Source organism: Streptomyces sp. NPDC006925 (assembly GCF_042869575.1).
Classification (GTDB): domain Bacteria; phylum Actinomycetota; class Actinomycetes; order Streptomycetales; family Streptomycetaceae; genus Streptomyces.
On record NZ_JBIAGB010000007.1, the window covers coordinates 217,791 to 239,440 of the forward strand.

The 21,650-nt window shown below is 73.2% G+C and carries 16 protein-coding genes and 3 pseudogenes; 15 read left to right on the forward strand and 4 right to left on the reverse strand.

All coding sequences use genetic code 11. The annotated features are described in order from the left end of the window. Positions 1-5: 5 nt before the first annotated feature. Together ACFYNS_RS12990 and ACFYNS_RS12995 are read left to right on the forward strand one after the other, a co-directional pair. The gene (locus tag ACFYNS_RS12990) at positions 6-845 is read left to right on the forward strand and encodes a helix-turn-helix transcriptional regulator (protein ID WP_388602582.1); all 840 of its coding nucleotides are present in this window, start codon (positions 6-8) and stop codon (positions 843-845) included. A 160-nt stretch (positions 846-1,005) separates the two neighbouring features. Next, positions 1,006-2,022 (forward strand): alpha/beta hydrolase, encoded by a 1,017-nt coding sequence (locus ACFYNS_RS12995; protein WP_360295698.1) that lies wholly within the window; start codon positions 1,006-1,008, stop codon positions 2,020-2,022. A gap of 101 nt (positions 2,023-2,123) precedes the next feature. Here the strand turns inward: ACFYNS_RS12995 and ACFYNS_RS13000 are convergent, their stop codons facing one another. Then, positions 2,124-2,573 carry a MarR family transcriptional regulator gene (locus tag ACFYNS_RS13000; RefSeq protein WP_388602585.1) on the reverse strand — a complete coding sequence of 150 codons (450 nt, stop codon included), beginning with the start codon at positions 2,571-2,573 and terminating at the stop codon, positions 2,124-2,126. 90 nt (positions 2,574-2,663) lie between these two features. Between ACFYNS_RS13000 and ACFYNS_RS13005 the strand changes: the two genes are divergently transcribed. Both ACFYNS_RS13005 and ACFYNS_RS13010 read left to right on the forward strand, forming a co-directional pair. Continuing rightward, positions 2,664-3,149 carry a MarR family transcriptional regulator gene (locus tag ACFYNS_RS13005; protein ID WP_360295696.1) on the forward strand — a complete coding sequence of 162 codons (486 nt, stop codon included), beginning with the start codon at positions 2,664-2,666 and terminating at the stop codon, positions 3,147-3,149. 265 nt (positions 3,150-3,414) lie between these two features. Continuing rightward, the gene (locus tag ACFYNS_RS13010) at positions 3,415-4,563 is read left to right on the forward strand and encodes a PP2C family protein-serine/threonine phosphatase (protein ID WP_360295693.1); all 1,149 of its coding nucleotides are present in this window, start codon (positions 3,415-3,417) and stop codon (positions 4,561-4,563) included. Between the two features lie 95 nt (positions 4,564-4,658). On the opposite strand, the gene ACFYNS_RS13015 is transcribed toward ACFYNS_RS13010, so the two are convergent. Then, positions 4,659-7,241, reverse strand: coding sequence for an ATP-dependent Clp protease ATP-binding subunit (locus ACFYNS_RS13015; protein ID WP_360295690.1), 2,583 nt, complete (start codon positions 7,239-7,241; stop codon positions 4,659-4,661). Positions 7,242-7,745: 504 nt separating this feature from the next. Between ACFYNS_RS13015 and ACFYNS_RS13020 the strand changes: the two genes are divergently transcribed. The 3 genes from ACFYNS_RS13020 (at position 7,746) to ACFYNS_RS13030 (ending at position 11,760) form a co-directional block, all read left to right on the forward strand. Beyond that, positions 7,746-9,476: a BCCT family transporter gene (locus ACFYNS_RS13020; RefSeq protein ID WP_360295687.1), complete on the forward strand. Its 1,731-nt coding sequence runs from the start codon at positions 7,746-7,748 to the stop codon at positions 9,474-9,476. Positions 9,477-9,758: 282 nt separating this feature from the next. Further along, positions 9,759-11,078, forward strand: a complete 1,320-nt coding sequence (locus ACFYNS_RS13025; protein ID WP_388602590.1) for a TrkH family potassium uptake protein — start codon at positions 9,759-9,761, stop codon at positions 11,076-11,078. After that, complete coding sequence (locus tag ACFYNS_RS13030) at positions 11,071-11,760, forward strand: TrkA family potassium uptake protein (protein ID WP_360295681.1); 690 nt, start codon at positions 11,071-11,073, stop codon at positions 11,758-11,760. Before ACFYNS_RS13025 ends, ACFYNS_RS13030 begins: the two co-directional genes overlap by 8 nt. A 142-nt stretch (positions 11,761-11,902) precedes the next feature. On the opposite strand, the gene ACFYNS_RS13035 is transcribed toward ACFYNS_RS13030, so the two are convergent. Further along, positions 11,903-12,820 carry a phosphatase PAP2 family protein gene (locus ACFYNS_RS13035; protein ID WP_388602660.1) on the reverse strand — a complete coding sequence of 306 codons (918 nt, stop codon included), beginning with the start codon at positions 12,818-12,820 and terminating at the stop codon, positions 11,903-11,905. 415 nt (positions 12,821-13,235) lie between these two features. Between ACFYNS_RS13035 and ACFYNS_RS13040 the strand changes: the two genes are divergently transcribed. The 4 genes and pseudogenes from ACFYNS_RS13040 to ACFYNS_RS13055 all read left to right on the forward strand — a co-directional run. Beyond that, positions 13,236-13,721: a hypothetical protein gene (locus ACFYNS_RS13040; protein WP_360302108.1), complete on the forward strand. Its 486-nt coding sequence runs from the start codon at positions 13,236-13,238 to the stop codon at positions 13,719-13,721. A 443-nt stretch (positions 13,722-14,164) separates the two neighbouring features. Beyond that, positions 14,165-14,819 (forward strand): annotated as a pseudogene (locus ACFYNS_RS13045) (FecCD family ABC transporter permease); the annotation flags it as partial. Positions 14,820-15,046: 227 nt separating this feature from the next. Beyond that, a pseudogene (locus ACFYNS_RS13050) lies at positions 15,047-15,496 on the forward strand (iron chelate uptake ABC transporter family permease subunit); the annotation flags it as partial. Positions 15,497-15,581: 85 nt separating this feature from the next. Next, positions 15,582-16,151 (forward strand): annotated as a pseudogene (locus tag ACFYNS_RS13055) (ABC transporter ATP-binding protein); the annotation flags it as partial. A 102-nt stretch (positions 16,152-16,253) separates the two neighbouring features. Here the strand turns inward: ACFYNS_RS13055 and ACFYNS_RS13060 are convergent. Further along, positions 16,254-16,646 carry an STAS domain-containing protein gene (locus ACFYNS_RS13060; protein ID WP_360302111.1) on the reverse strand — a complete coding sequence of 131 codons (393 nt, stop codon included), beginning with the start codon at positions 16,644-16,646 and terminating at the stop codon, positions 16,254-16,256. A gap of 212 nt (positions 16,647-16,858) precedes the next feature. Here ACFYNS_RS13060 and ACFYNS_RS13065 point away from each other — a divergent pair, with 212 nt between their 5' ends. From ACFYNS_RS13065 to ACFYNS_RS13080, 4 genes are all read left to right on the forward strand, one after another. Continuing rightward, a complete protein-coding gene (locus ACFYNS_RS13065; protein ID WP_388602592.1) occupies positions 16,859-17,314 on the forward strand; it encodes a pyridoxamine 5'-phosphate oxidase family protein in 456 nt (151 codons plus the stop codon). Positions 17,315-17,520: 206 nt separating this feature from the next. Continuing rightward, entirely contained in the window at positions 17,521-18,213 is a 693-nt protein-coding gene (locus ACFYNS_RS13070) for a universal stress protein (RefSeq protein WP_388602595.1), read from the forward strand. A gap of 294 nt (positions 18,214-18,507) precedes the next feature. Further along, the gene (locus ACFYNS_RS13075) at positions 18,508-19,194 is read left to right on the forward strand and encodes a response regulator transcription factor (protein ID WP_360302120.1); all 687 of its coding nucleotides are present in this window, start codon (positions 18,508-18,510) and stop codon (positions 19,192-19,194) included. A 116-nt stretch (positions 19,195-19,310) separates the two neighbouring features. Next, positions 19,311-21,122 (forward strand): GAF domain-containing protein, encoded by a 1,812-nt coding sequence (locus ACFYNS_RS13080; RefSeq protein ID WP_388602597.1) that lies wholly within the window; start codon positions 19,311-19,313, stop codon positions 21,120-21,122. Positions 21,123-21,650 lie beyond the last annotated feature (528 nt).

Here is a 21,650-nt window from a genome sequence, read left to right on the forward strand (position 1 = left end):
AGACCGTGGACCGAGCGCAGCTCGCGGACTTCCTGCGTACCCGCAGGGAGGCTCTGCAACCGGAGGACGTGGGGTTGCCCCGCGGTCCGCGGCGCAGGACCAGGGGACTGCGCCGCGAGGAGGCGGCGGCCCTGAGCGGCATGTCCACGGACTACTACAGCCGTCTCGAGCAGCAGCGCGGACCGCAGCCCTCGGCGCCGATGCTGGCCGCGATCGCCCAGGGGCTGCATCTGTCGCTCCCCGAGCGGGACCACCTCTTCCGGCTCGCGGGACACAACGCACCTCCGCGGGCCGGTTCGGACCACATCACTCCCGGACTGATGCGCATCCTGGGCCGGTTGGACGACACCCCGGCGCAGGTCATCAACGACCTCGCCGAGACGCTCTGGCAGACCCCGCTGGCGACCGGGCTCCTCGGTGACGAGTCCCGGTTCACCGGAGTGGCCCGCAGCCTGTACTACCGCTGGTTCACCGATCCGGCCACCCGGCTGCTGTTCCCGGAGGAGGACCATCCGCGGCACAGCCGGTTCTTCGCCTCGGGGCTGCGGGCCGCCTACTCCCGGCAGGGCCGGGGCAGCCGGGCCGAGGCGCTGGTCGAACAACTGCTCGCGGCCAGCGAGGAGTTCGCCCGGTACTGGAGCGCCCATGAGGTCGGGGCGCCCCGGGTGGAGCCGAAACGGTTCCTGCACTCCGAGCTGGGGGAGATCGAGGTGGACTGCCAGGTGCTCCTCGATCCGGACCAGGGCCAGGCACTGCTGGTGTACACGGCCGTCCCCGGCTCGGAGAGCGACGAGAAGCTCCGGCTGCTGCCCGCCGTCGGCTCGCGCTTCGGGGCGGACAGCTGACGGCGGGCGGGCACGGCGGGCGCGTCCGGCACCGGCAACGCCCCAGCGGGATGCGGGGGGTGGCGTTCGGGCGGGGCAGGCCCCATGATCGTTGCCAGGGTGCCCGGTCGCCGGTCGGCCGGGTGCGGCGTTCGCGAGTTCAGCAGCTCCGGAGGGGTAGATGTCCCGGCAGGCCACCGACCAGACCGACCAGACCGATCCGATCCGGACCCCGACGCACCGGCTGGTTCCCTCCCCGGCGGGGCGGATCCATCTGGTCGAACAGGGCGTCGGGCCGCTGGTGCTGCTCGTGCACGGCTTCCCCGAGTCCTGGTTCTCCTGGCGCCGCCAACTGCCCGTGCTGGCCGCGGCCGGATACCGCGCCGTCGCGCTCGACGTCCGCGGCTACGGCCGCTCCTCGAAGCCCGCCGGGACGGCCGCCTACCGGATGCTCGACCTGGTGGAGGACAACGTCGCGGTCGTGCACGCCCTGGGGGAGCGGACCGCCGTCGTCGTCGGGCACGACTGGGGCTCGCCGATCGCCGCCAACTCCGGTCTGCTGCGGCCGGACGTCTTCCGGGCCGTGGGGATGCTGAGCGTTCCCTACAGCCCGCGCGGCGGCCCCCGGCCCTCCGAGGTCTTCTCCCGGATCGGCAGGGGCGAGGAGTTCTACATCTCCTACTTCCAGCAGCCCGGCCGGGCGGAGAGCGAGATCGAGCCCGACGTGCGCGGTTGGCTCGCGGGCGTCTACGCCGCGCTGTCCGCGGAGACCATGCCGGCGGACGCGCCCGGCCCGCACTTCGTCGCCCCCGGCGGCCGGATGCGCGACCGGTTCCCCACCGGCCGACTGCCCTCCTGGCTGACCGAGGAGGAGCTCGACTTCTTCGCGGGGGAGTTCGAGCGCACCGGTTTCACCGGGGCGCTCAACCGCTACCGCAACATGGACCGGGACTGGGAGGATCTCGCGGACTTCGACGGCGCACCGCTCACCCAGCCCTCGCTGTTCGTCGGCGGCGGCCGGGACGCCTCCACCACCTGGATGGCCGACGCCATCGACGCCTACCCCGCGACCCTCCCCGGGCTGCACGCCTCGCACATCCTCGAGAACTGCGGCCACTGGATCCAGCAGGAGCGTCCCAAGGAGATCAACCGGATCCTGACCGAGTGGCTCGCCGCGCTGCCGGCCCCGCCTGCCTGAGTCGGTCCGTCTGCCCGGAGCCGGCCGCGCCCGACCTCGCGGAGCCCGGCCGGGGTGGGCCGTCCGGGGGCTGCTGTCGCCGGAGGCCATGCGTTCAGGCCTCAGGCCGGGCGCCCGCCGGAGGCGAGGTCGGCCTCCACATTCGCGGCCATGAACGAGAGAGTCCGCACCGTCGCGGTGTACTGCTCGGGCGTGAGCTCGCCCAGTACGGTGCGGCGACTGTGCGCGATCCGGTCGGCGATCCGGGCGTGCGCGGCGCGGCCCTCCGCGGTGAGGGCGATCTTCTGCCCCCCGGTGGTTGCCCATCCGCGGGCGGTGAGGCTGTTCCCGGGGCCGTCGAGGACCTCCGCCGGCTCCGCCGCGCCCGCCTGCCAGAAGGGGGCGAGCGCGTGGGTCAGCTCCTCACGGGAGGCCGGGCCGCGACTGAGCGTGTTCAGCAGTTGCCAGTGCCGACGGCCGATGCCCAGATCGGCGAGGGTGGCGTCGAACTGCCGCTCCAGCAGGTTGTCCAGGTGCTTGAGCCAGTAGCCGATGGGCTTGGTCGCGTCCATGCCGGTGCTCCGTCCCCAGGGAGTAATACATGTAAAATAACATGTGAATGTGATTGGCCATACGGTGGCCTGGGCAGTGGGGAGCGTGCCGTGGACAACCCGGAACCCGATGTCGCGGCACTGGAGTCCGCGCTGGTCGCGCTGCGCCGGGCGCAGAAGCGGCGGGCGCTGGCCCGGCTCGCGGAGCGGCGCGGTGAGCGCACGGGACCGCACGCCGGGCTGCCGGACGCGGTCGTCGAACTCGTGGACGCGGTCGCGGCCGAGGACGAGGCGGGAAGCGCCCTCACCGTCACCGAGGCGGCCGCGGCGCTCGGGGTCGACCAGCCCCGTGCCAGTCGGCTGGCCGCTCAGGCGCAGGACGCCGGGCTGCTGCGCCGGGAGGCCGACCAGCGGGACGGGCGGCGCTCACTCCTGGTGCTCACCGGCGAAGGGAGAGCACTGCTCGCCCGCGTCAGGGAGTTCCGCGGCAGCATCGTGGCCGAAGCCCTGCGCGACTGGCCCGAACCGGACCGCGCGGCCCTCGCCCGCCTCCTCACCCGCTTCGTGCGGGACTTCACCGCGCTGACCGCGCCCTGAGACGGCCGCGCCGACGGGCGCCGACCGGGCGCGCGGGAGTGCGCGGTGCCACCGGAGGCACGGCCGGGTGGCGGCCGTGCGGCGTACCGGAGCCGGCCGAGGCCGGCCGCGCGGGCCGCTCCGCCGGTCCGTCCCCACCGGGAGAGCGTGCGGAGCCCCTCGGCGACCGGCCTGCGCGGGCAGGCGGGCGGAGGTGTGCCACAACCTTCCGACCCGGCGGTGCGGGGACGCGCGCGGCGGCACGGTCGCGGGGCAGGATGTCCGGGTGAGTCAGGTGTGGGTGTGGCGACGGATCTACCGGTGGGTGCCCGCCGGGGTGCTGGTGCTCGCGGTCGGGCTGGACCTGCTGGCGCGCCACTGGGTCTCCACGGCGCCGCTGCTCGCGGTCGCACCGGTGGTGGCGGCGCCGGTGCTGGAACCTCCGACGATCATCGCGGTGGGAGTCGCGGCGATGGCGGCACAGGCCGGGCTCGCCTATTCCAACGGCACGTTCGGGCCGCAGAGCGGCATCGGCACCCAGCTCACCCTGGTGGCCATCACCGCGCTGGCGGTCGGCCTCAACCGCACCCTGCGCTCGCACCACGCCTCTGCCGACAAGGCCCGGCACGCCGCACAGGTGGCGCAGCAGGCGGTGCTGCCCACCCCGCCCGAGCGCACCGGCGGACTGCAGGTCGCCGCCCGCTACGTGCCCGCCGACGAGACCGCCCTGATCGGCGGCGACCTGTACGTGGTCCAGGAGACGCCCTACGGGGTGCGCGCGATGATCGGCGACGTGCGCGGCAAGGGACTGTCCGCCATCGCGGTCGTCAGCGCCGACATCGGCGCTTTCCGTTACGCCGCCGACCACTGCGCCGATCTGCCCACCGTGGTCGAGACCCTGGAGGAGACGCTCGTCCGGGAGGGGGAGCGGCAGGGCGGACTCGAACAGGCCGAGGGCTTCACCACGGCGCTGCTGGTGGAGTTCACCCAGGACCTGGAACAGATCCGACTCGTCAACCGCGGTCACCCCGCGCCGCTGCTGCTGGATCCGGCGGGCTCGGCCCGCGTGCTGGAGCCCGCCCGGGAGGCGCCACCGCTGGGCATCACGACGCTGGGCTCCTGGGCCTCGCCCGTGGAGACCTACGACCTGCCGCCCGGCGGGACACTGCTGTGCTTCACGGACGGCGTCACCGAGGCCCGGGACCGCAGCGGTACCTTCTACCAGCCGGCCGAGAGGATCTCGCAGATGCTGGACGCCTACCGGCGCAACACCGGCTACCCGGCGGACCCGCCCACCGTGCTCGACTTCCTGGTCACGGATGTGCACCGGCACAGCTCCGGCCCCGCCCAGGACGACCAGGCGCTCCTCGCCCTCACCCGCCCCGCCCGCCGCAGCGACCTCCTCACCCCGGCCGGCCCGTCTCCCGTGTCCTGAGCTGTTCCGCTCAGCGCCGGGCGACCCGGCCCGGAGCCGTGCCCGGAGCCGCACCGTGCCCCGGCCCGTCCCGCGGCGGTGGGCGGGGCCGCGCCTCAGCGTCGGGCCCCGGCCAGGTCCGCACGACCCTCGGAGCGGAACTCCAGCTGCCCGTCCGCCACATCGACCAGCAGCCTGGAGTGCGGCGCCAGATCGCCGCCCAGCAGCATCCGGGACAGCCGGTTGTCGACCTCGCGCTGGATCGTGCGGCGCAGCGGACGGGCGCCGTACTCGGGCTGGTAGCCCCGGTGGGCCAGCCACCCGACGGCTGCGGGGGAGAACTCGATCTCCAGGTCCTGGGCGTGCACCCGGCGCCGGGTCTCCTCCAGCAACAGGTCGGTGATCTGCCGCAGCTGTGCGTCGTCCAGCTGCCGGAAGACCACGATCTCGTCGATGCGGTTGAGGAACTCGGGGCGGAAGTGCTCGCGCAGCGGCCGCAGCACCCGCTCCCGCCGGGCGCCTTCGTCGGCCTCCTCGCCGCCGCCGAAACCGAGCACCGCGCCGCGTCCGGTGATGGCCTCCGAACCGAGGTTGCTGGTCATCACGATGACGGTGTTGGTGAAGTCGACCGTGCGGCCCTGGGAGTCGGTGAGCCGCCCGTCGTCCAGGACCTGCAGCAGCATGTTGAAGACGTCGGGGTGCGCCTTCTCCACCTCGTCCAGCAGCAGGAGCGAGTAGGGGTTGCGCCGCACGGTCTCCGTGAGCTGCCCGGCCTCCTCGTGCCCCACGTATCCGGGCGGGGCGCCCACCAGCCGGCTGACGGTGTGCCGCTCCTGGTACTCGCTCATGTCGAGCCGCACCATCTTCTCGTCCGAGCCGAACAGTGCCTCCGCCAGCGCCCGGGCCAGCTCCGTCTTGCCGACCCCGGTGGGCCCCAGGAAGAGGAAGCTGCCGATGGGCCGCTCCGGGCTGGAGAGGCCGGAGCGCGAGCGCAGCACCGCGTCGGCGACGACCGTGACCGCCTCGTCCTGCCCGATGACCCGCTGCTGCAGCCGTTCCTCCAGCCCGAGCAGCCGCTCCTTCTCCTCCTGGGTGAGATTGCTGACCGGGATGCCGGTCTGCTGCGAGACGATGTCGGCGATGTCCTCGACCGTGACCTCCACGATCCGGTGGCCGGAGCGGGTCTCCTGCCTGTGCCCGTCCCGGCCGATCGCCTCCTCCAGCTCCGTGAGCCGGTCCCGCAGCTGCGTGGCCCGCTCGTAGTCCTCCGCGGCCACCGCCTGGTCCTTGTCGCGGCGCACCTGTTCGGCCTCGCGCTCCAGCGCCCGTACGTCCGTGCCGCGGGTCGCGGTACGCAACCGCACCCGGGCGCCCGCCTGGTCCAGCAGGTCGATGGCCTTGTCGGGCAGGAAGCGCCCGGTCAGATAGCGGTCGGACAGCTCCACAGCGGCCACGAGTGCCTCGTCGGTGTAGCGCACCTGGTGGTGGGCCTCGTAGCGGTCCCGCAGGCCGCGCAGGATCTCGACGGCGTCCGCCGCGGTGGGCTCGGGGACCAGGACCGGCTGGAAGCGGCGGGCCAGTGCCGCGTCCTTCTCGATGTAGCGCCGGTGCTCCTCCAGGGTCGTGGCGCCGATGACGTGCAACTCGCCCCGAGAGAGGGGCGGTTTGAGCATGTTGCTCGCGTCCATCGACCCGCTCTCCCCGCCGCCTCCGGCCCCGACCACGGTGTGCAGCTCGTCGATGAAGACGATGAGTTCCTCGGTGTGGGCGCGGATCTCGTCGATGATGCCGGTGAGCCGCTCCTCGAAGTCGCCCCGGTAGCGGGTGCCCGCGACGACGCTGCCGAAGTCGAGCTGGACCACCCGTCGGCCCAGCAGGTTGTCGGGTACGTCGCCGTCGGCGATGCGCTGGGCCAGGCCCTCCACGATGGCCGTCTTCCCGACGCCCGCCTCTCCGATCAGTACCGGGTTGTTCTTGCCCCGCCGGGCGAGGACCTCCACGGTCTGCTCGATCTGCTCGTCCCGGCCGATGACCGGGTCGATCCGCCCCTCGCGGGCCAGCTCGGTCAGATCGCGGCTGAACTTGTCCAGCTTGGGAGTGTTGCTGGGGCGGGCCTCGGGACCGCCGCGGGCCGGTGTCTCCGCTCCGCCGCCCTGCCCGGCGCCGGGGCCGCCGCCCGAGGTGGCCGAACGGGGGTCGAAGTGGGCGGAGTTGAGGATCTGCCCGGCGGTGGAGTCGCGGTTGGCCGCGAGCGCGACCAGCACGTGTTCGGCACCGATGTAGGAGGCGCCGCGGGCGCGTGCGATCTCGTGCGCGTCCATCAGCGCCCGCTTGACCGCGGGGCTGACGGACAGCGAGTTGCGGGGCTGCCCGGTCCCGACCTCGCGGTCGATCTCGGCGACGAGCGCGTCGGGGTCGGCCCCGGCCCGGGAGACCATGCTGCGGGTTGGCTCGGCCGCGAGCGCCGCCCGCAGCAGATGCTCGGTGTCCAGGTCGTCGCTGCCGTGCTCGGCCGCGTAGGAGGCAGCGTCGGAGACGAGCTGCCGTGCGGGCTCGCTCATCAGCCGGAGGAAGTCGTAGTAGCGGGGATCGCTGAACTGTCCGCCGTTCCCGGGCCGGGCTCCGCGCAGGAAGTGCGCGATGAACTCCTCGAACGGGTCCCGACCGAAATCCCCGGGACCCGTGTATCCGCTGGTCATGGTGGATCCGTCCCGCTGACCCGGCCCGGCCGGGCCATGCTGTGCTGAGTACGGGTGGCTACTGGTGCGGGGGTTCCCAGCTGTGCGGGAATGACACGTGAGCCCGGTTTCGGGGGCGCGGCTGCGTTCGGCGCTGCGCCGGAGTGCGCCGCGCTTCCGCGGGGGCTGGGCAGCAGGCGACCGCCGTGCACCGAGCTGTCCACGCCACCCGCACAGGGCGGTGTGTGGCTGATCCGTTACCCATCGCTGTGTGTGCCTGGTCCGGATTTCGGGCGCGAACGGGTCGGCGGGCTTGACCTGCGTCCGCCGATGTGAGGAAAGAAGTGCTGGTCAGGCGGTTGGGCTCGACTCGAGCGCGCTGTGATGAACGTCTCGTTCCGTTTTGCCTGTTGACAGTAATCCTTTCGTAATGAATGACATGAGGGTTTTGGGGCAGCTGCCGCGACAGGCCGGAGACTCCCTTCGACCTGGTGGCCTATGAACCTGACCGCAAAGGATGAACGCGTGGCTGCGCAGACAACGGCCAGAACTTCTGACCAAGAGCCGGAGGCGAAGCCTCCGGCGCCACCGAGAGATGGCTCGATCGCGCCGTGGGTCTTCTACCCCTCGGCCGTCGTCATCCTGCTTTTCGTGCTCTACGCCGTCATCGGCCAGGACACGGCCGCGGAGCAGGTGCAGAAGGTTCAGGACGAGATCGTCGGCAACCTGAGCTGGTTCTACATGGCTCTGGTCTCGCTCTTCGTGATCTTCGTCATCTGGATCGGGATCGGGCGCTACGGGGACATCAAGCTCGGTAAGGACCATGAGAAGCCGGAGTTCAGTACGCTCTCCTGGTTCGCCATGCTGTTCGCCGCAGGCATGGGTATCGGTCTGGTCTTCTGGGGCGTCGCCGAGCCGCTGAACTTCTTCCACGCACCCCGGCCGGGCATCGGCGAGGGAGCGGCCGACCGTGAGCAGTTCGCCATGGTGCAGACGTTCCTGCACTGGGGCATCCACCCCTGGGCGATCTACGTGGTCGTCGGTCTGGCCGTCGCCTACTCCGTGCACCGCAAGGGGCGTCCGGTCTCCATCCGCTGGGCACTGGAGCCGATCCTCGGCAACAGGGTGAACGGCGTCCTGGGCAACGTCATCGACTCGGTCGCGGTCATCGGCACCCTCTTCGGTGTGGCGACCTCGCTCGGCTTCGGCGTCATGCAGGTCGCCAGCGGAATGCACTTCCTCGGCTGGGTGGACGACCCGAACAGCAAGCTGCTGCTGGTCGTCCTGATCTCCTGCATCACCGGCATCGCCACCGTGTCGGTGGTCACCGGCATCGGCAAGGGCATCAAGTGGCTGTCCAACATCAACATGGGTGTGGCAGCGATCATCATGCTCTTCGTGCTGATCGCCGGGCCGACGGTCTTCCTGCTCAACGGGCTGGCGCAGGACGTCGGCGGGTACCTGCAGAACGTGCTGCAGCTCAGCTTCGACACCGGCGCGGCCCACGGCAAGGAGGGGACCAGCTGGGTCAACGGCTGGACCGTCTTCTACTGGGGCTGGTGGATCTCCTGGGCGCCGTTCGTCGGCATCTTCATCGCCCGCATTTCCCGGGGTCGTACGGTGCGTCAGTTCGTCTGCGGCGTGCTGCTCGTCCCCACCCTGCTGACCTTCGTCTGGTTCGCCATCTTCGGCGGCACCGGCCTCTTCCAGCAGATGAACGACAAGCACGACTACGTCCACGACGACGCGATCAGCACCAACAACGCGCTGTTCGAGATGCTCGACACGCTGCCCGGCGGCAAGTTCGTCGCCGGTGTGTCGATCCTGCTGATCGTGCTGTTCTTCGTCACCTCCTCGGACTCCGGCTCGTACGTGGTCGACATGCTGGCCTCCGGCGGCGACCCGAACCCGCCGGTCTGGAGCCGGGTGTTCTGGGCGCTGGCCGAGGGTGCCGTCGCCATCGCGCTGCTGCTGGCCTCCGATCTCGGTGCCGGAGCCGCGTCGCTGAACACCTTGAAGACAGCGGCGATCGTCATCGCGCTGCCGTTCAGCATCGTGATGATCGGCATGTGCATCGCCACGCTGAAGTCCTTCCACCAGGAGCGCCAGGCGTACCTGCGGGCCAAGGAGCAGAAGCAGCAGGAGGAGCTGATCGACCAGACGGTGGCCGCGCTCGAGGACAGCCTCGAGAACGGAACGCTCTCCGACGCGGTCGAGTCCTCCGCCAAGAGCACGTCCAAGGACGCCGAGAAGTAGTACACCCGGGAGCCGTCACCGGAGGTGCCGGTACCGGATGCCGAGGCCGCAGCCGACCAGGCTGCGGCCTCGGCCGTTCTCCCGCTGCTGCGGCCTTGGCTGTTCTCCCGCCGCTGCGGCGACGTCTGGGTGGTTCCCGGCCTGCGGGGCAGGTCCGTGGAGACATCGGGGGTACCGGTTCCCGGGACGCGGCGCGATTGCATATCGTCTCCCGGTGCGAACAAACGTCGGACGTGTCTGCGGGGCGGAGGGCTTGCTGTGGTGACCCGGTGGCGGCCCCGTGTGCGGCACCCTGCCCAGATGGTCGTGGTCGGCTTCGCCGTGGCGATCGGCATCGGGACCGGTCTGCTGACGCTGCCGGTGGCCAAGGCGGGGGCGGGTTCGGCCACCGGGCTGGAGGCGCTCTTCACCTCCACCTCCGCGGTGTGTGTGACCGGGCTGGTGGTGGTCGACACCCCCGACTACTGGAGCGGGTTCGGGCAGGCGGTGATCCTCGCGCTGATCCAGGTCGGCGGCTTCGGGATCATGACGTTCGCCTCCTGGCTGGTGCTGCTGGTCTCCCACCGGATGGGGCTGCGGGCCCGGCTCACCGCGGCGACCGAGACCAAGACCCTGGGCCTGGGGGACGTGCGCACGGTCGTCGTCCGCGTGGTGAAGGTCAGCCTGCTGCTGGAGGCGGTCACCGCGGCGATCCTCGCCGTGCGGTTCGCCACCGCCTACGGTGAGTCCCTGCCGCGCGCGGTGTGGCTGGGTGTCTTCCACGCCGTCTCGGCGTTCAACAACGCGGGATTCGCGCTCTACTCCGACAGCCTGATGGGTTTCGTCACCGACCCGTGGATCTGCCTGCCGCTGTCGGGCGCGGTGATCGCCGGGGGGCTCGGCTTCCCGGTGCTGTTCGAGTTGCGCCGCAGATTCCGCAGGCCGCGCACCTGGTCCCTGCACACCAAGATCGTGCTCGGTGCCTCCGCGGTCTTCCTGGTCGGCGGCAGCGCGTTCGTCACCGCTCTCGAATGGGACAACCCGGCGACGCTGGGGCCGCTGGACGTGCCGGGGAAGCTGCTGGCCGGATTCGTCCAGGGCGTCATGCCGCGCACCGCGGGTTTCAACAGCGTCGACACCGGGGCGCTGAGCCCGGCCACCTGGCTGGGCACCGATGTGCTGATGTTCATCGGCGGCGCCAGTGCCGGTACCGCCGGGGGCATCAAGGTCACCACCTTCGCCGTGCTGTTCTTCGTGCTCTACGCCGAGATCCGGGGCGAGGGCGCGGTCGACATCTTCCGCCGCCGGCTGCCCGGCGACCTGCAGCGGCAGGCCCTGACGGTGGTGCTGCTCTCGGTGGCCGCCGTCGCGACCTCGACGCTGGTCTTCATGGTCTTCACCGACTTCAGCCTGGACCAGTCGCTGTTCGAGGTGACCTCGGCCTTCGCCACCGTCGGGCTCTCGACCGGCATCACCTCCGGACTGCCCGGGGGTGAGCAGGTCCTGCTGACGGTACTGATGTTCATCGGGCGGCTCGGTCCCATCACCGTCGCCTCCGCGCTGGCCCTGCGGCTGCGCGTCCGTATGTACGATCTTCCCGAGGAGCGACCCGTCATTGGCTAGGAAGCGCAGCAACCGGAACCGCCGCGGCTCCCAACACGAGTCCGTGGTGGTCATCGGGCTCGGCAGGTTCGGCCGGTCCCTGGCACTCGAACTCGTGGACGAGGACACCGAGGTCCTGGGCATCGACGAGAACCCCGAGGTCGTCCAGTCCCTCTCCGGTTCGCTCACCCACACCGTGCGCGCCGACTCCACGAAGGAGGACGCCCTGCGGCAGCTCGCGGTCCACGAGTTCGACCGCGCCGTCGTCGCCATCGGCAGCGATCTGGAGGCCAGCATCCTCACCGCCTCGCTGCTGATCTCCTTCGGGATCGAGAACGTGTGGGCGAAGGCCACCAGCGAAGCCCACGGCCGCATCCTCACCCAGCTCGGTGTCCAGCACGTCGTCTTCCCCGAGCACGACATGGGGCAGCGCGTCGCGCACCTCGTCCGCGGCGGCATGCTCGACTACATCGAGTTCGAGGACGACTTCGCCATGGTCAAGACCACCCCGCCGCCCGACATCCTCGACATCCCGCTGTCCAGCAGCGCCGTCCGCACCCGCTACGGCGTCACCGTCGTCGCCATCAAACGGCCCGGCGAGGGCTTCAGCTACGCCACACCCGACACGGTGGTCCAAGCGGACGACACTCTCATCGTGGCCGGACGCACCCGGGCGACCGAACGCTTCAGCGAACTGCGCTGAGCCGCGGCGGCCGGAGACCGACAGTCCCGGCAGGCTGGGCAGCGCCGGAACTGTCGGCCCGCGCAGCCTAGGGCCCGCACGGTCCCGGACGAAGAGGACACACCGGCAGCCCCCGGATCGCCGCCCGTACGCGGGGCTGCCGTCACTCCCGCGGGTGGTGCGGGTTCCGGGAGCCGCGGTCTGCTCCCTCGGCGCTCCCTGACCCGTCCGGCGGGCCGGGCGGATCCGTGCTCCCACCCGCCGGGCTGTCCGCCGAGACGCGGGTGCGCCGGACAGCTCGGGCGAGCCGGTGTGCGCAGGCCCCCACCGCCCACTGCAGCAGCGCGCACACCCCCAGGACGGCGACGGCGGCCGCGGCGTCGAGCCAGAAGTGATTGGCGGTCACCACGATCACGGCAAGGGTCAGCAGCGGGTGGACAATCACCAGCCAGCGCACCCGCCGGCGGCTCACCCGGATGACGACAGCGGCGACGAGGACCGCCCAGGCCACGTGCACGGACGGGACGGCCGACAGTTCGTCGGCCACCACGCTGCCCGGACCGCTGCCGTAGACCGACTGCCCGTAGCGTTCGGCCGTGTCCGCGAAACCGAGCCGCGTCAGCAGGCGCGGCGGTGCCACCGCGACGAGCTGGATCAGCAGGGAGACCACCGTGACCAGGACGACGTAGGTGCGCACCCTGCCGTAGGAGTCCCGGTGCCGCCAGAACAGCCAGACCAGCAGCGCCGCCATCGCCCCGAAGTGCATCACCGCGTAGTAGAAGTTGGCGGCCTGCACCAGCCACGGATGGGGCAGCACGGCCTGTTGCCAGTCCACCTCGTCCGGCAGGCGCAGGCGCTGCTCCCAGTGGTAGATCCACCGCGCCCGCTCCAGAGCCGGCCGCAGGTTCCCCGCCGACATCCGGGCCGGGATCTGCCAGATCAGGAAGACCGTGGAGACGAGCGCCGCCTCGCGCAGCAGCGCCGGCGCCCGCGGCCAGCGCCAGTGCCACACCGGCAGGCTCAGCGCCAGGAGGAGCAGCGGCACGCCCGCCGACAGCAGCCACGCCGAGGCTCCACCCACCGTCAACGGTTCCCACTCCTTTCCGTCCCGCGGCGCTCCGGCGACCCGCAGTTCCGCGCTGCTGCCGCCCCGGTGCCCGGCCGCGGTCGGGCACCGGGGCGACCGGCCGGGGACCCGCCCGTCGCCGGGTGGCGCGGGATGGGATGCCGATCGCTGCGCACGACGGTGCGGGACGGAGCTGCCTCGGACGCTTGGTCGGTACCCCGCTGCTGCCGCGTCTGCCGACCAGGGCACCCGAAAAGCGGACAGCAGGTGCTGCCACTCGCTCCTTGGGGGCAGCCGCTGCGGCATCCGGCCGAGGGGCCGCAGCGGCTGCCGCCGTGCCGTCGTCGGACGGCCGGCCGACGCGGTGTCGGTGCGGCTCGGCCGCCACGGTCGGATGCGCCAGAATGTGCGCGACGGGAGTGAGGTGGCGATGGCTGTGCGTGCGCCGTTGGCGGTGTTCGACCTGGACGGGACGCTGGCCGATGTCCGGCACCGGTTGCCCTTCCTGCAGCGGCGGCCGCGGGACTGGGACGCGTTCTTCCGCGCCGCCGCGGACGATCCGCCGCTGGTGAAGGGGGTGGCGCTGGCTCTGGAGACGGCCGAGCGGTGCGAACTGGCCTACCTCACCGGGCGGCCGGAACGCTGCCGGACGGATTCGGTGCGGTGGCTGCGACAGCACGGGCTCCCCGCAGGGCAGCTCCTGATGCGCCCGTGGGACGACCGCCGCCCCGGCCGGGTCGTCAAGCCCGAACTGCTGCGTCGGCTGGCCGTGGAGCGCACCGTGGCCCTGGTGGTGGACGACGACGAGCAGGTGGTCGCCGCGTACCGGAGGGCCGGCTTCCAGGTGGTCCTCGCCGATTGGATGGCGGCACCGGCGGCACTGGAGGCGGCGCAGGAGCGCGAGGGGCGTACCTGAGTCCGAGGCGGCGCGGTTCCGGCCGCCCGCCGAAGCCGCTGCGCCCGGTGGCGCTCCCCGGCTGGGCGGGGCGCGGCCGCCGCGAGTGCGCGCTGCGGTACCGGCATGGCCCGGGCGAGCGCCGTGCCGGTACCGCCGGACCGCTGCCCGGGGCGGCTCTCCTCGCACCGCCCCGGGTGCCCGCTCCGAGCTGCGGACGTGGTCACCGGCGGGCGGCCCACCACCGAGGTGGCCCACAGGACGTGGTCCTCGCGGAGTGGGCGGACTGGTAGAGCCCGGCGGTCACGGGCGGGGAGGCGTCCGGACCGGTGGCGGGGTCCGGGTGCGCGGTCGGGTGCGGCGGCGGTGCCGGTCGCCGCCAGCGTGCTTCCGGCGGCGAGGGCGGCGGTGCGGCGGATACGGCAGGTGAGAGTACCCATGCGGCCTCGTTCTTCCCCCACGGGTGGGCCCTCCTGGGCGGCATCGCCGCGAGCGCCGTCGTGCTGCTGCTCGCCGCATCCGGGCGCACCGCGGGATCCCCACTGCGGCTGGTGCTCGTCGGCTCCGCGCCGGGCGCCACCTTCCACGGTCTGACCTCGTACGTCCTGCTGGGCACGCAGGCCACGTTCGACACCTACCGCTACTGGGCACTCGGCTCCCTCGCCGGGGTCGGGACCGGCGAGATGATCTCGCTGCTGCTGCCGGTCGCCCTCGGCCTGGGCACCGCCCTGGCCTGCGCCCGGCCCGCTGTCCGCGCTCGGTCTCGGCGACGACAGCGCCCGGACGCCGGGCCACCACCCCGAACGCATCCGGCTGCTGGTGGCCGGTGCCGTCGCGCTGCTCGGCGGCTGCGTGGTGGCGATCGCCGGACCCGTCGCCTTCCTCGGGCTGCTCGCCCCCTACGCGGCGCGGGCCGTGACCGGACCGCGGATGACCGCCCAACTCCTAATGTCCGCACTGGTGGCGGCCGAGGGGCTGATCCTGGCCGACATCCTCGCCCGAGTGCTCATCCGGCCCTGGGAGACCCCGGTCAGCGTGCTGCTCGCCTTCGTCGGGGGCCCGCTGCTCATCGGTGTCGCCCGCTCGCGGCGGCTGTCCACCGCGGGAGCGACGGCATGACCGGACCCCGCCCCACCCCGCTCCTCCGTCCCGGCCGGGAACCCGGTGGCGGCCGGCCGGCCGACGGACCCGGGCTCACCCCGCCCGACAGCACCCTGCTGCGGGCCGGATCCTTCTCCTGGCTCCTCCCGCGCCGCAGCGTGCTCGCCGCCGCCCTGCTCCTCCCGCTGCTCGTCCTCCTCGTCGCCGCCGGCGTGGTGGTGAGCTCGACCGGGACGAGCCTGCCGGACGCCCTCTTCGGGCTGCTCGGTACGGGGGAGCGGGGCACGGTGATGATCGTGCGGGAGTTCCGGCTGCCGCGCCTGTGCGTGGCGCTGATGGTCGGATCCGCACTCGGCGTCTCCGGCTGCTTCACCCAGACACTGGCGGGCAACCGGCTGGCGACCCCCGACATCATCGGCGTCGACGAGGGCGCCACCGCCGCCGTCGTCGCCTCGGCGGCGGGCTCGTCGACCGGCATGGTCGGACGCTGGTGGCTCGGCCCGCTCGGCCCGCTCGGCCCGCTCGGCCCGCTCGGCCCGCTCGGCCCGCTCGGCGCCGTGGCCGCCGCGGTCCTCGTCGTGCTGTGCGCGGGCGGAGCCGGTTCGGCCGGCTACCGGGTCCTCGTCGTCGGCATCGGGGTCTCCATCGTCATCGGCGCCGTCAGCGACCTGGTCATGTCGCGGGAGAACGACAACACCGCGGGCGGCGTCTTCCTGTGGGCGGTCGGCAGCCTCAGCGGCCGCGACTGGACACGTGGGCACCCCGCTCCTGGCCGCCCTGGCCGTCCTGCTGCCCCAGTCGCCCCGCGCTCCCGAGGCCGTCACCGTCGCCGGACTCGTCCGCTACGGCCGCCATCCGCACCAGGGGCTGCTGCGCCAGTGGTCCCGGGAGGACGAACGCGCCGTGCACGAGGCGCTGGAGGCCACCGGCACCACCGGACTGGCCGCCCAACGCCTGGACCGGCTCTCCGGCGGCCGGCGCCAGCGCTGCTGGCTCGCCATGGCCCTCGCGCAGCACACCCCCGTGGTGCTGCTCGACGAGCCCACCAGCCCACTCGATCCCGGACACGCCGTCGATGTCCTCGAACTCGTCCGGGACGTCGCCGCCGGCCGCACCGTCGTCATGGTCCAGCACGACCTGACGGCCGCGGCGCGCTACCCGGACACCCTGGTGGCGATGAAGGACGGCCGCGTCCTCGCCCAGGGGCCGCCCCGCGCCACGGTCGACCAGGCCCTCGTCGAGGAGCTCTACGGCCTGGAGGCGGACATCCTCCCGGCGCCCGGCGACGCCGCTCCCCTCGTCGTTCCCCGGCCGCGCCCCCGGCCGAGCGGGGTGGCGGCCGCGCGCTGACGCTGCTCCCGCCCCGCGGCACCGAACGGGGGTTCTGTGGCCCGCCGTTCGGCCGCCGGGGTGCGTCCGCCCTTGTCGGGAAGGCTCATCCCGTCGGCACGGTCACCCGGTACCGGTGCGGGCGCGGGAAGCGGAGCGGGAGGCGGGCGGGGCGTCCGGCAGCCGGGGGTGTATCTCGAAGGTGTCGGCCAGCCGGGCGTGTTCCAGGATCCGCAGGAAGTGGTTGCTGTCGCAGACCAGCCTGAGCCGGCCGTGCCGTGCCGCGGTGCGGTTCCTGGCCCGGCACAGCAGACTCAGCCCGCTGCAGTCCATGAAGGAGACCGGTCGCAGATCCAGCACCAGGTCGGGCCGCGGGCCCGCGGTCAGCGCGTCCAGCCGGGAGGCGAGCAGCGGCGCTGTACTGATGTCGAGCTCTCCGCCCACTTCCAGCACGGTCACGCCGCCGTCGACGCGTTCCGTGTGGCAGTGCGCGGACTCGGGGGAGTTCTCGGACATGCGTCCAGGTAAGCGCGGGGGCCGGCCGCCGGGTAGGGCCGGTCGGTCCCGCGCCTGTGTTCGAGACGGCCAGGGGCCGGCCGGTCCCGTCGCCGCACGGCGGAGCGGGGCCGCTCGCCGCGAACCCGGGACCGACGGGCCCTGACCGCGGCTCCGCGCCCCCGGGCAGGTTGAAGACCGCCCGGCCGGCACATCCCGATGACGGAGTGGACATGTACCCGAACGACGGCTTCCGTGAACTGGACCGGCGGGAGTGCTTCCGCCGTCTGGCCTCGGCGCGGCTCGGCCGCCTCGTCCACACCCGCCACGCACTCCCCGCCGTCCTGCCGGTCACCTTCCGCCTGGACCACGACGGGGCCGTGCTGCTGCGGACACCGGCCGCCTCCGAACTGGCGCGCGCGATCGACCAGGTGGTGGTGGCGTTCGAGGTGGACGATGTCGACGAGCGGGCGGCGTCCGGCTGGAGCGTCGTCGTCACCGGGCGCGCCGCGGTGGTCACCGACCCTCTCGAACAGGCCCGGCTCCGGCGCAACGGCCCGGGCTCCTGGGCACCTTCGGCCGAGGGACTCTTCCTGCGCGTCGACCCCGCGCTGGTCGCCGGGCGGGAACTGGCCGGCCGCCCGGACGAGGTGTGCGGAACCGGCCCGGCGGCGCATCCGCCCGGATAGCGGGTCCGGACGGCCCCGCGCAAGAGGGCCGTCCGGTACCGCCGCGGCACACCCCGTGGCCCTGCCGCCGTAGCGGCCGGTGGCGGACCATCGAAGGCGGACGGGGACGGACCGGCCGCCCGCAACCCGGCACGCACCGGCGCCGGTTCCGCCGCACTCGCTCACCGTCGGCACCCCAGCGGTGCCGGCCAGGGGAAGGGACTGCCATGACCCCTCCGAACGTGGTCGTCGGGGTGGACGGTTCGGCGGCCGCGGTACGGGCACTGGACCGGGCCGCCGACGAGGCCGCCCGCCGACGCACCGGACTCCGCCTCGTGTACGCGGTCCCCGACCGCGACGAGGCCGCGCCCGTGCTGGCCTCGGCCCGGACCCGGCTGCGGGCCCGCCACCCCGGTCTGCCGGTGGCCGCCACGGCCGCCGAGGGCGGTGCGGTGCGCGCCCTGGTGCGCGAGAGCGCCGGAGCGTCCCTCACCGTGATCGGCGCCGGGGGACTGGGCGCCGTTGCCGGTGCCCTGTTCGGTTCGGTGAGCCTGCGGCTGGCCGCCCGCCCGCCCGGCCCGCTGCTGATCGTACGCGGGGCATGGACACGGGACGAGGGACGCGCGGTACTGCTCGGCCTGGAGAGCGACGCCGAGGCCGACGCCGCGGCCTTCGCCTTCGCCGAGGCGGAGCGGCGCGGCGCCCGGCTGCGGGTCTTCCTGCACTCCCGCAACGCGACCGGGGCCGACCGCCCGGATCCCGTACGGGCCCTGCTGGCGGCCACCCGCGAGGCGTCCGTCGCCGTCGTCGAGGCGCACCGCCGCACCCACCGGCTCGGTCCGCAGCTGGGACAGGTCGCGCAGACCCTGCTGCACCACTCGTGCTGCCCGGTGCTCGTGGTACCGGCGTCACCGGTGTAGGCGTCGTCGCGGCAGCGGACCCCGGTCCGCCGGCGGAGGACCCACCGGCCCCGTGGCGCCGGTGCGTCGGACGCCTCGCCCTGTCGGACCGCCCCAGGGTACGGCCGCCGGGGGATGGCCGCGCTCCGGCATCATCGAGGTGGCCCCGCTTCCGCACGCGGGATCAGGGCCGTCCGGCCCTCGCGTTCCGGGCCGGAAGCGCGCAAGGATCCGGAGGCAGCCGGACTCCGCACACCGCGGTGCCGGCCCCCGGAGCACGGCACGCGGGAACCACGGGAACACGAGGAGCATGCGATGGCGGACGGCGACCGTCCCGGACCCGGCGAGCCCACGAGGGTCTTCCTGATGGACGATCACGAAGTGGTGCGGCGCGGTATGCACGATCTGCTCGACGACGAGCCCGACATCGACGTGGTCGGGGAGGCGGCCACGGCCGAGCAGGCCCTGGTGCGGGTACCCGCCCTCTCCCCGGACGTGGCGGTGCTCGACGTCCGCCTCCCGGACGGCGACGGCGTGAGTGTCTGCCGCGAACTGCGCTCCCGGCTGCCCGGCCTGGCGTGCCTGATGCTGACCTCGTTCGACGACGAGGAGGCGCTGCTGGACTCGATCATGGCCGGGGCGTCCGGGTACGTGCTGAAGCAGATCCAGGGCTCCGACCTGGTCTCGGCGGTGCGGACCGTCGCGCAGGGCCAGTCGCTGCTGGACCCGCGCGCGGCGACCCGGCTGATGGACCGGCTGCGCGGGGGGCCGCAGGAGGAGCCGGACGCGCTGCTGGGACTCACCGACCGGGAGCGGGAGATCCTGGTCCTGATCGGTGAGGGGCTCACCAACCGGCAGATCGGCCGGCGGCTGTATCTGGCCGAGAAGACGGTGAAGAACCACATCTCCCGGCTGCTGGCCAAACTGGGGGTGGAGCGGCGGGTCCAGGCGGCCGTCATCGCCACCCAGGCCCGGCACCGGCCGGCGACGCCGGAGCGCTGAGCGGCCCCCGCCCGATGGGCGCCCGGTACCGCCCCCCGCCGACGGCCGCTACCGTGGTGCGCAAGCATGACGGCCGCCGCCCCGCGGCACGGTCCAGCGGAGGTGGAGGAGCACCGGTGGGAGACTCCGGGGAGGCCCGCGAACCCCGCCTGCGGCTGCCGCAGTTACGCCTCGACGAACTGCTGGAGGAGCTGCAGGCCCGGCTCGACGCGGCCCGCGGCACGCGGGACCGGGTGCACAATCTGCTGGAAGCGGTGCTCTCGGTCGGCCGCGAACTGGACCTGGAACAGGCGCTGCGCGGCATCGTGCAGGCCGCAGCCGTCCTGGTGGACGCCGAGTACGCCGCGTTGGGGGTCATCGGCCCGGGCGGCAGGCGGCTCTCGGAGTTCCTCACCGTGGGCGTCACCGACGAGCAGATCGCCGGGATCGGGCCGTTCCCTGAGGGGCACGGCATTCTGGGGGAGCTGATCCGCAATCCGCAGCCGCTGCGGCTGCCGAAGCTCTCCGCGCATCCCGCCTCCTACGGATTCCCGCCCCACCACCCGCCGATGAACACGTTCCTCGGCGTCCCGATCCGGGTGCGGGACCAGGTCTTCGGCAATCTCTATCTGACCGAGAAGCGTGGTGGCGCGCAGTTCGACGAGGAGGACGAGTCGGTCCTCTCCACTCTGGCCGTGGCGGCCGGGGTGGCCATCGACAACGCCCGCCTCTACGAGGAGTCCCGGCTGCGCGAGCGCTGGTTGCAGGCCAGTGCGGAGATCACCCACAACCTGATGTCCGGCAGCGACCGCGGCCAGGTCCTCGGGCTGATCGCCGAACGGGCCCGGGAGATCACCGCGGCGGCGCTGGCCGTGGTCGCTGTGCCGATGGAGGAGACCGACGCGCTCACCGTCGAACTGGCCATCGGGCTCCAGGCGGAGGCCTACCGCGGGCTGGTGCTGCCCGCCGGGAACGGCCTGATCGGGCGGGCCTTCGAGAGCGCCGCCGCGGTCTCGGCTCCGGACCTCTCCGGCACCGGCGGGGGCAAGACCGGTCCTCCTCCCGCCGCGGGCGAGGGGCAGGGGCCGGGCGACGGGCTCCCGTCGGCTGGGCTCGGCGCGGCCGTGGCCGTGCCCATCGGCTCCGGTGACCGTGTACGGGGCGTCGTGCTGCTGGTCCGGGCGGCGGGTCGGACCCCCTTCTCGGAGAAGGAGACCGAGCCGCTGCGCGGGTTCGCTGCCCAGGCCGCCGTCGCCATGGAGTTGGCCGAACGCCGCCGGGATGCCGAGGAGATCGCGGTGCTCCAGGACCGCGACCGCATCGCCCGTGATCTGCACGACCTGGCGATCCAGCGGCTGTTCGCCACCGGGATGACGCTGCAGAGCGCGGGGCGCTTCATCGACCACGCGGAGGCGTCCGAGCGGGTGTTGCGTGCGGTGGACGATCTGGACGAGACCATCAAGATCATCAGAACCACCATCTTCGGCCTGCGGGCGCGGGAGGACGCGGCCGGATCCGGCCTGCGTGCCCGCGCGGTGCGTGCGGTGGGCGAGGCGGCTCCCGTGCTCGGCTTCCCGCCGAGCCTGCGGATGGAGGGGCTGCTGGACACCCAGGTGTCCGGCGAGGTCGCCGACCACGTGGTGGCCGTCCTCTCCGAGGCCCTGACCAACACGGCGCGGCACGCGGGTGCGAGCCGGGCCGAGGTGGTGCTGGAGACCGACGGGCAGCAGCTGCGGCTGGCGGTCTCGGACGACGGCAGGGGGATCCCGCCCGGCGGTCGGCGCAGTGGACTGCGCAACATGGCCGAGCGGGCCCGGCAGCTGGGCGGCGAGCTGGAGCTGGCCGGTCCCCCGTCGGGCGGCGCCGCACTGGTGTGGCGGGTGCCCCTCCACGGCCCTGGGGCTCCGGCTCGGACACCCCCTCGCGAAGCAGGCCGCGGGGTAGCCTGACGAGCCCCGTTTCCCCCTCCCGGCACCGTCGACGGCCGGATCGAGTGGCCGTGGCCCGAGGAGCGGGCGCGCGGCAAGTGTGGTCGCCGCAGATCCACCGGCACGTGGAGCGCAAGAACGTCTGCGGCGGCTCCCCGCTCTAGTCCTGTTCCTCGTCCGGCACCGTGGCGATGAGCGAGGGCCACGCCGAAGGCCGCGAGCGCTGTGTGCGGGGCGCGGGCCTGGGCCCTGTGCCGAGAGGAGGAACATGAGGCTCGGTACAGCAGCGGGCACCGGGGAGGTCAGAGGCCCGGGAGGTCGTGGGGGAGTATGCGCCGGCACTCGGTCGCCGGCATCCCTGCCCTGGGCCTACCGACGCCGTGTTTGCTGCGTCGCCTGAGCCAGGTCTCCGGCACCCGGACGCGCCGTCCGGCCGCTGAGCTGCTGCTCCGGGCCTCCGCGGTTCGGTGCGGGCACCCCGTCGGACACCGGGCCGGGCAACGCCGTACCCCGGACACGCGGAAGGGGCCCGGGTACGCCGTGCTCGGC

Coding starts and splice junctions, on each gene's coding strand:
- ACFYNS_RS12995 (WP_360295698.1), top strand. CDS start 1,006: ATGTCCCGGCAGGCCACCGACCAGACCGACCAGACCGATCCGATCCGG.
- ACFYNS_RS13000 (WP_388602585.1), bottom strand. CDS start 2,573: ATGGACGCGACCAAGCCCATCGGCTACTGGCTCAAGCACCTGGACAAC.
- ACFYNS_RS13015 (WP_360295690.1), bottom strand. CDS start 7,241: ATGACCAGCGGATACACGGGTCCCGGGGATTTCGGTCGGGACCCGTTC.
- ACFYNS_RS13040 (WP_360302108.1), top strand. CDS start 13,236: ATGGCTGTGCGTGCGCCGTTGGCGGTGTTCGACCTGGACGGGACGCTG.
- ACFYNS_RS13060 (WP_360302111.1), bottom strand. CDS start 16,646: ATGTCCGAGAACTCCCCCGAGTCCGCGCACTGCCACACGGAACGCGTC.
- ACFYNS_RS13065 (WP_388602592.1), top strand. CDS start 16,859: ATGTACCCGAACGACGGCTTCCGTGAACTGGACCGGCGGGAGTGCTTC.
- ACFYNS_RS13070 (WP_388602595.1), top strand. CDS start 17,521: ATGACCCCTCCGAACGTGGTCGTCGGGGTGGACGGTTCGGCGGCCGCG.
- ACFYNS_RS13075 (WP_360302120.1), top strand. CDS start 18,508: ATGGCGGACGGCGACCGTCCCGGACCCGGCGAGCCCACGAGGGTCTTC.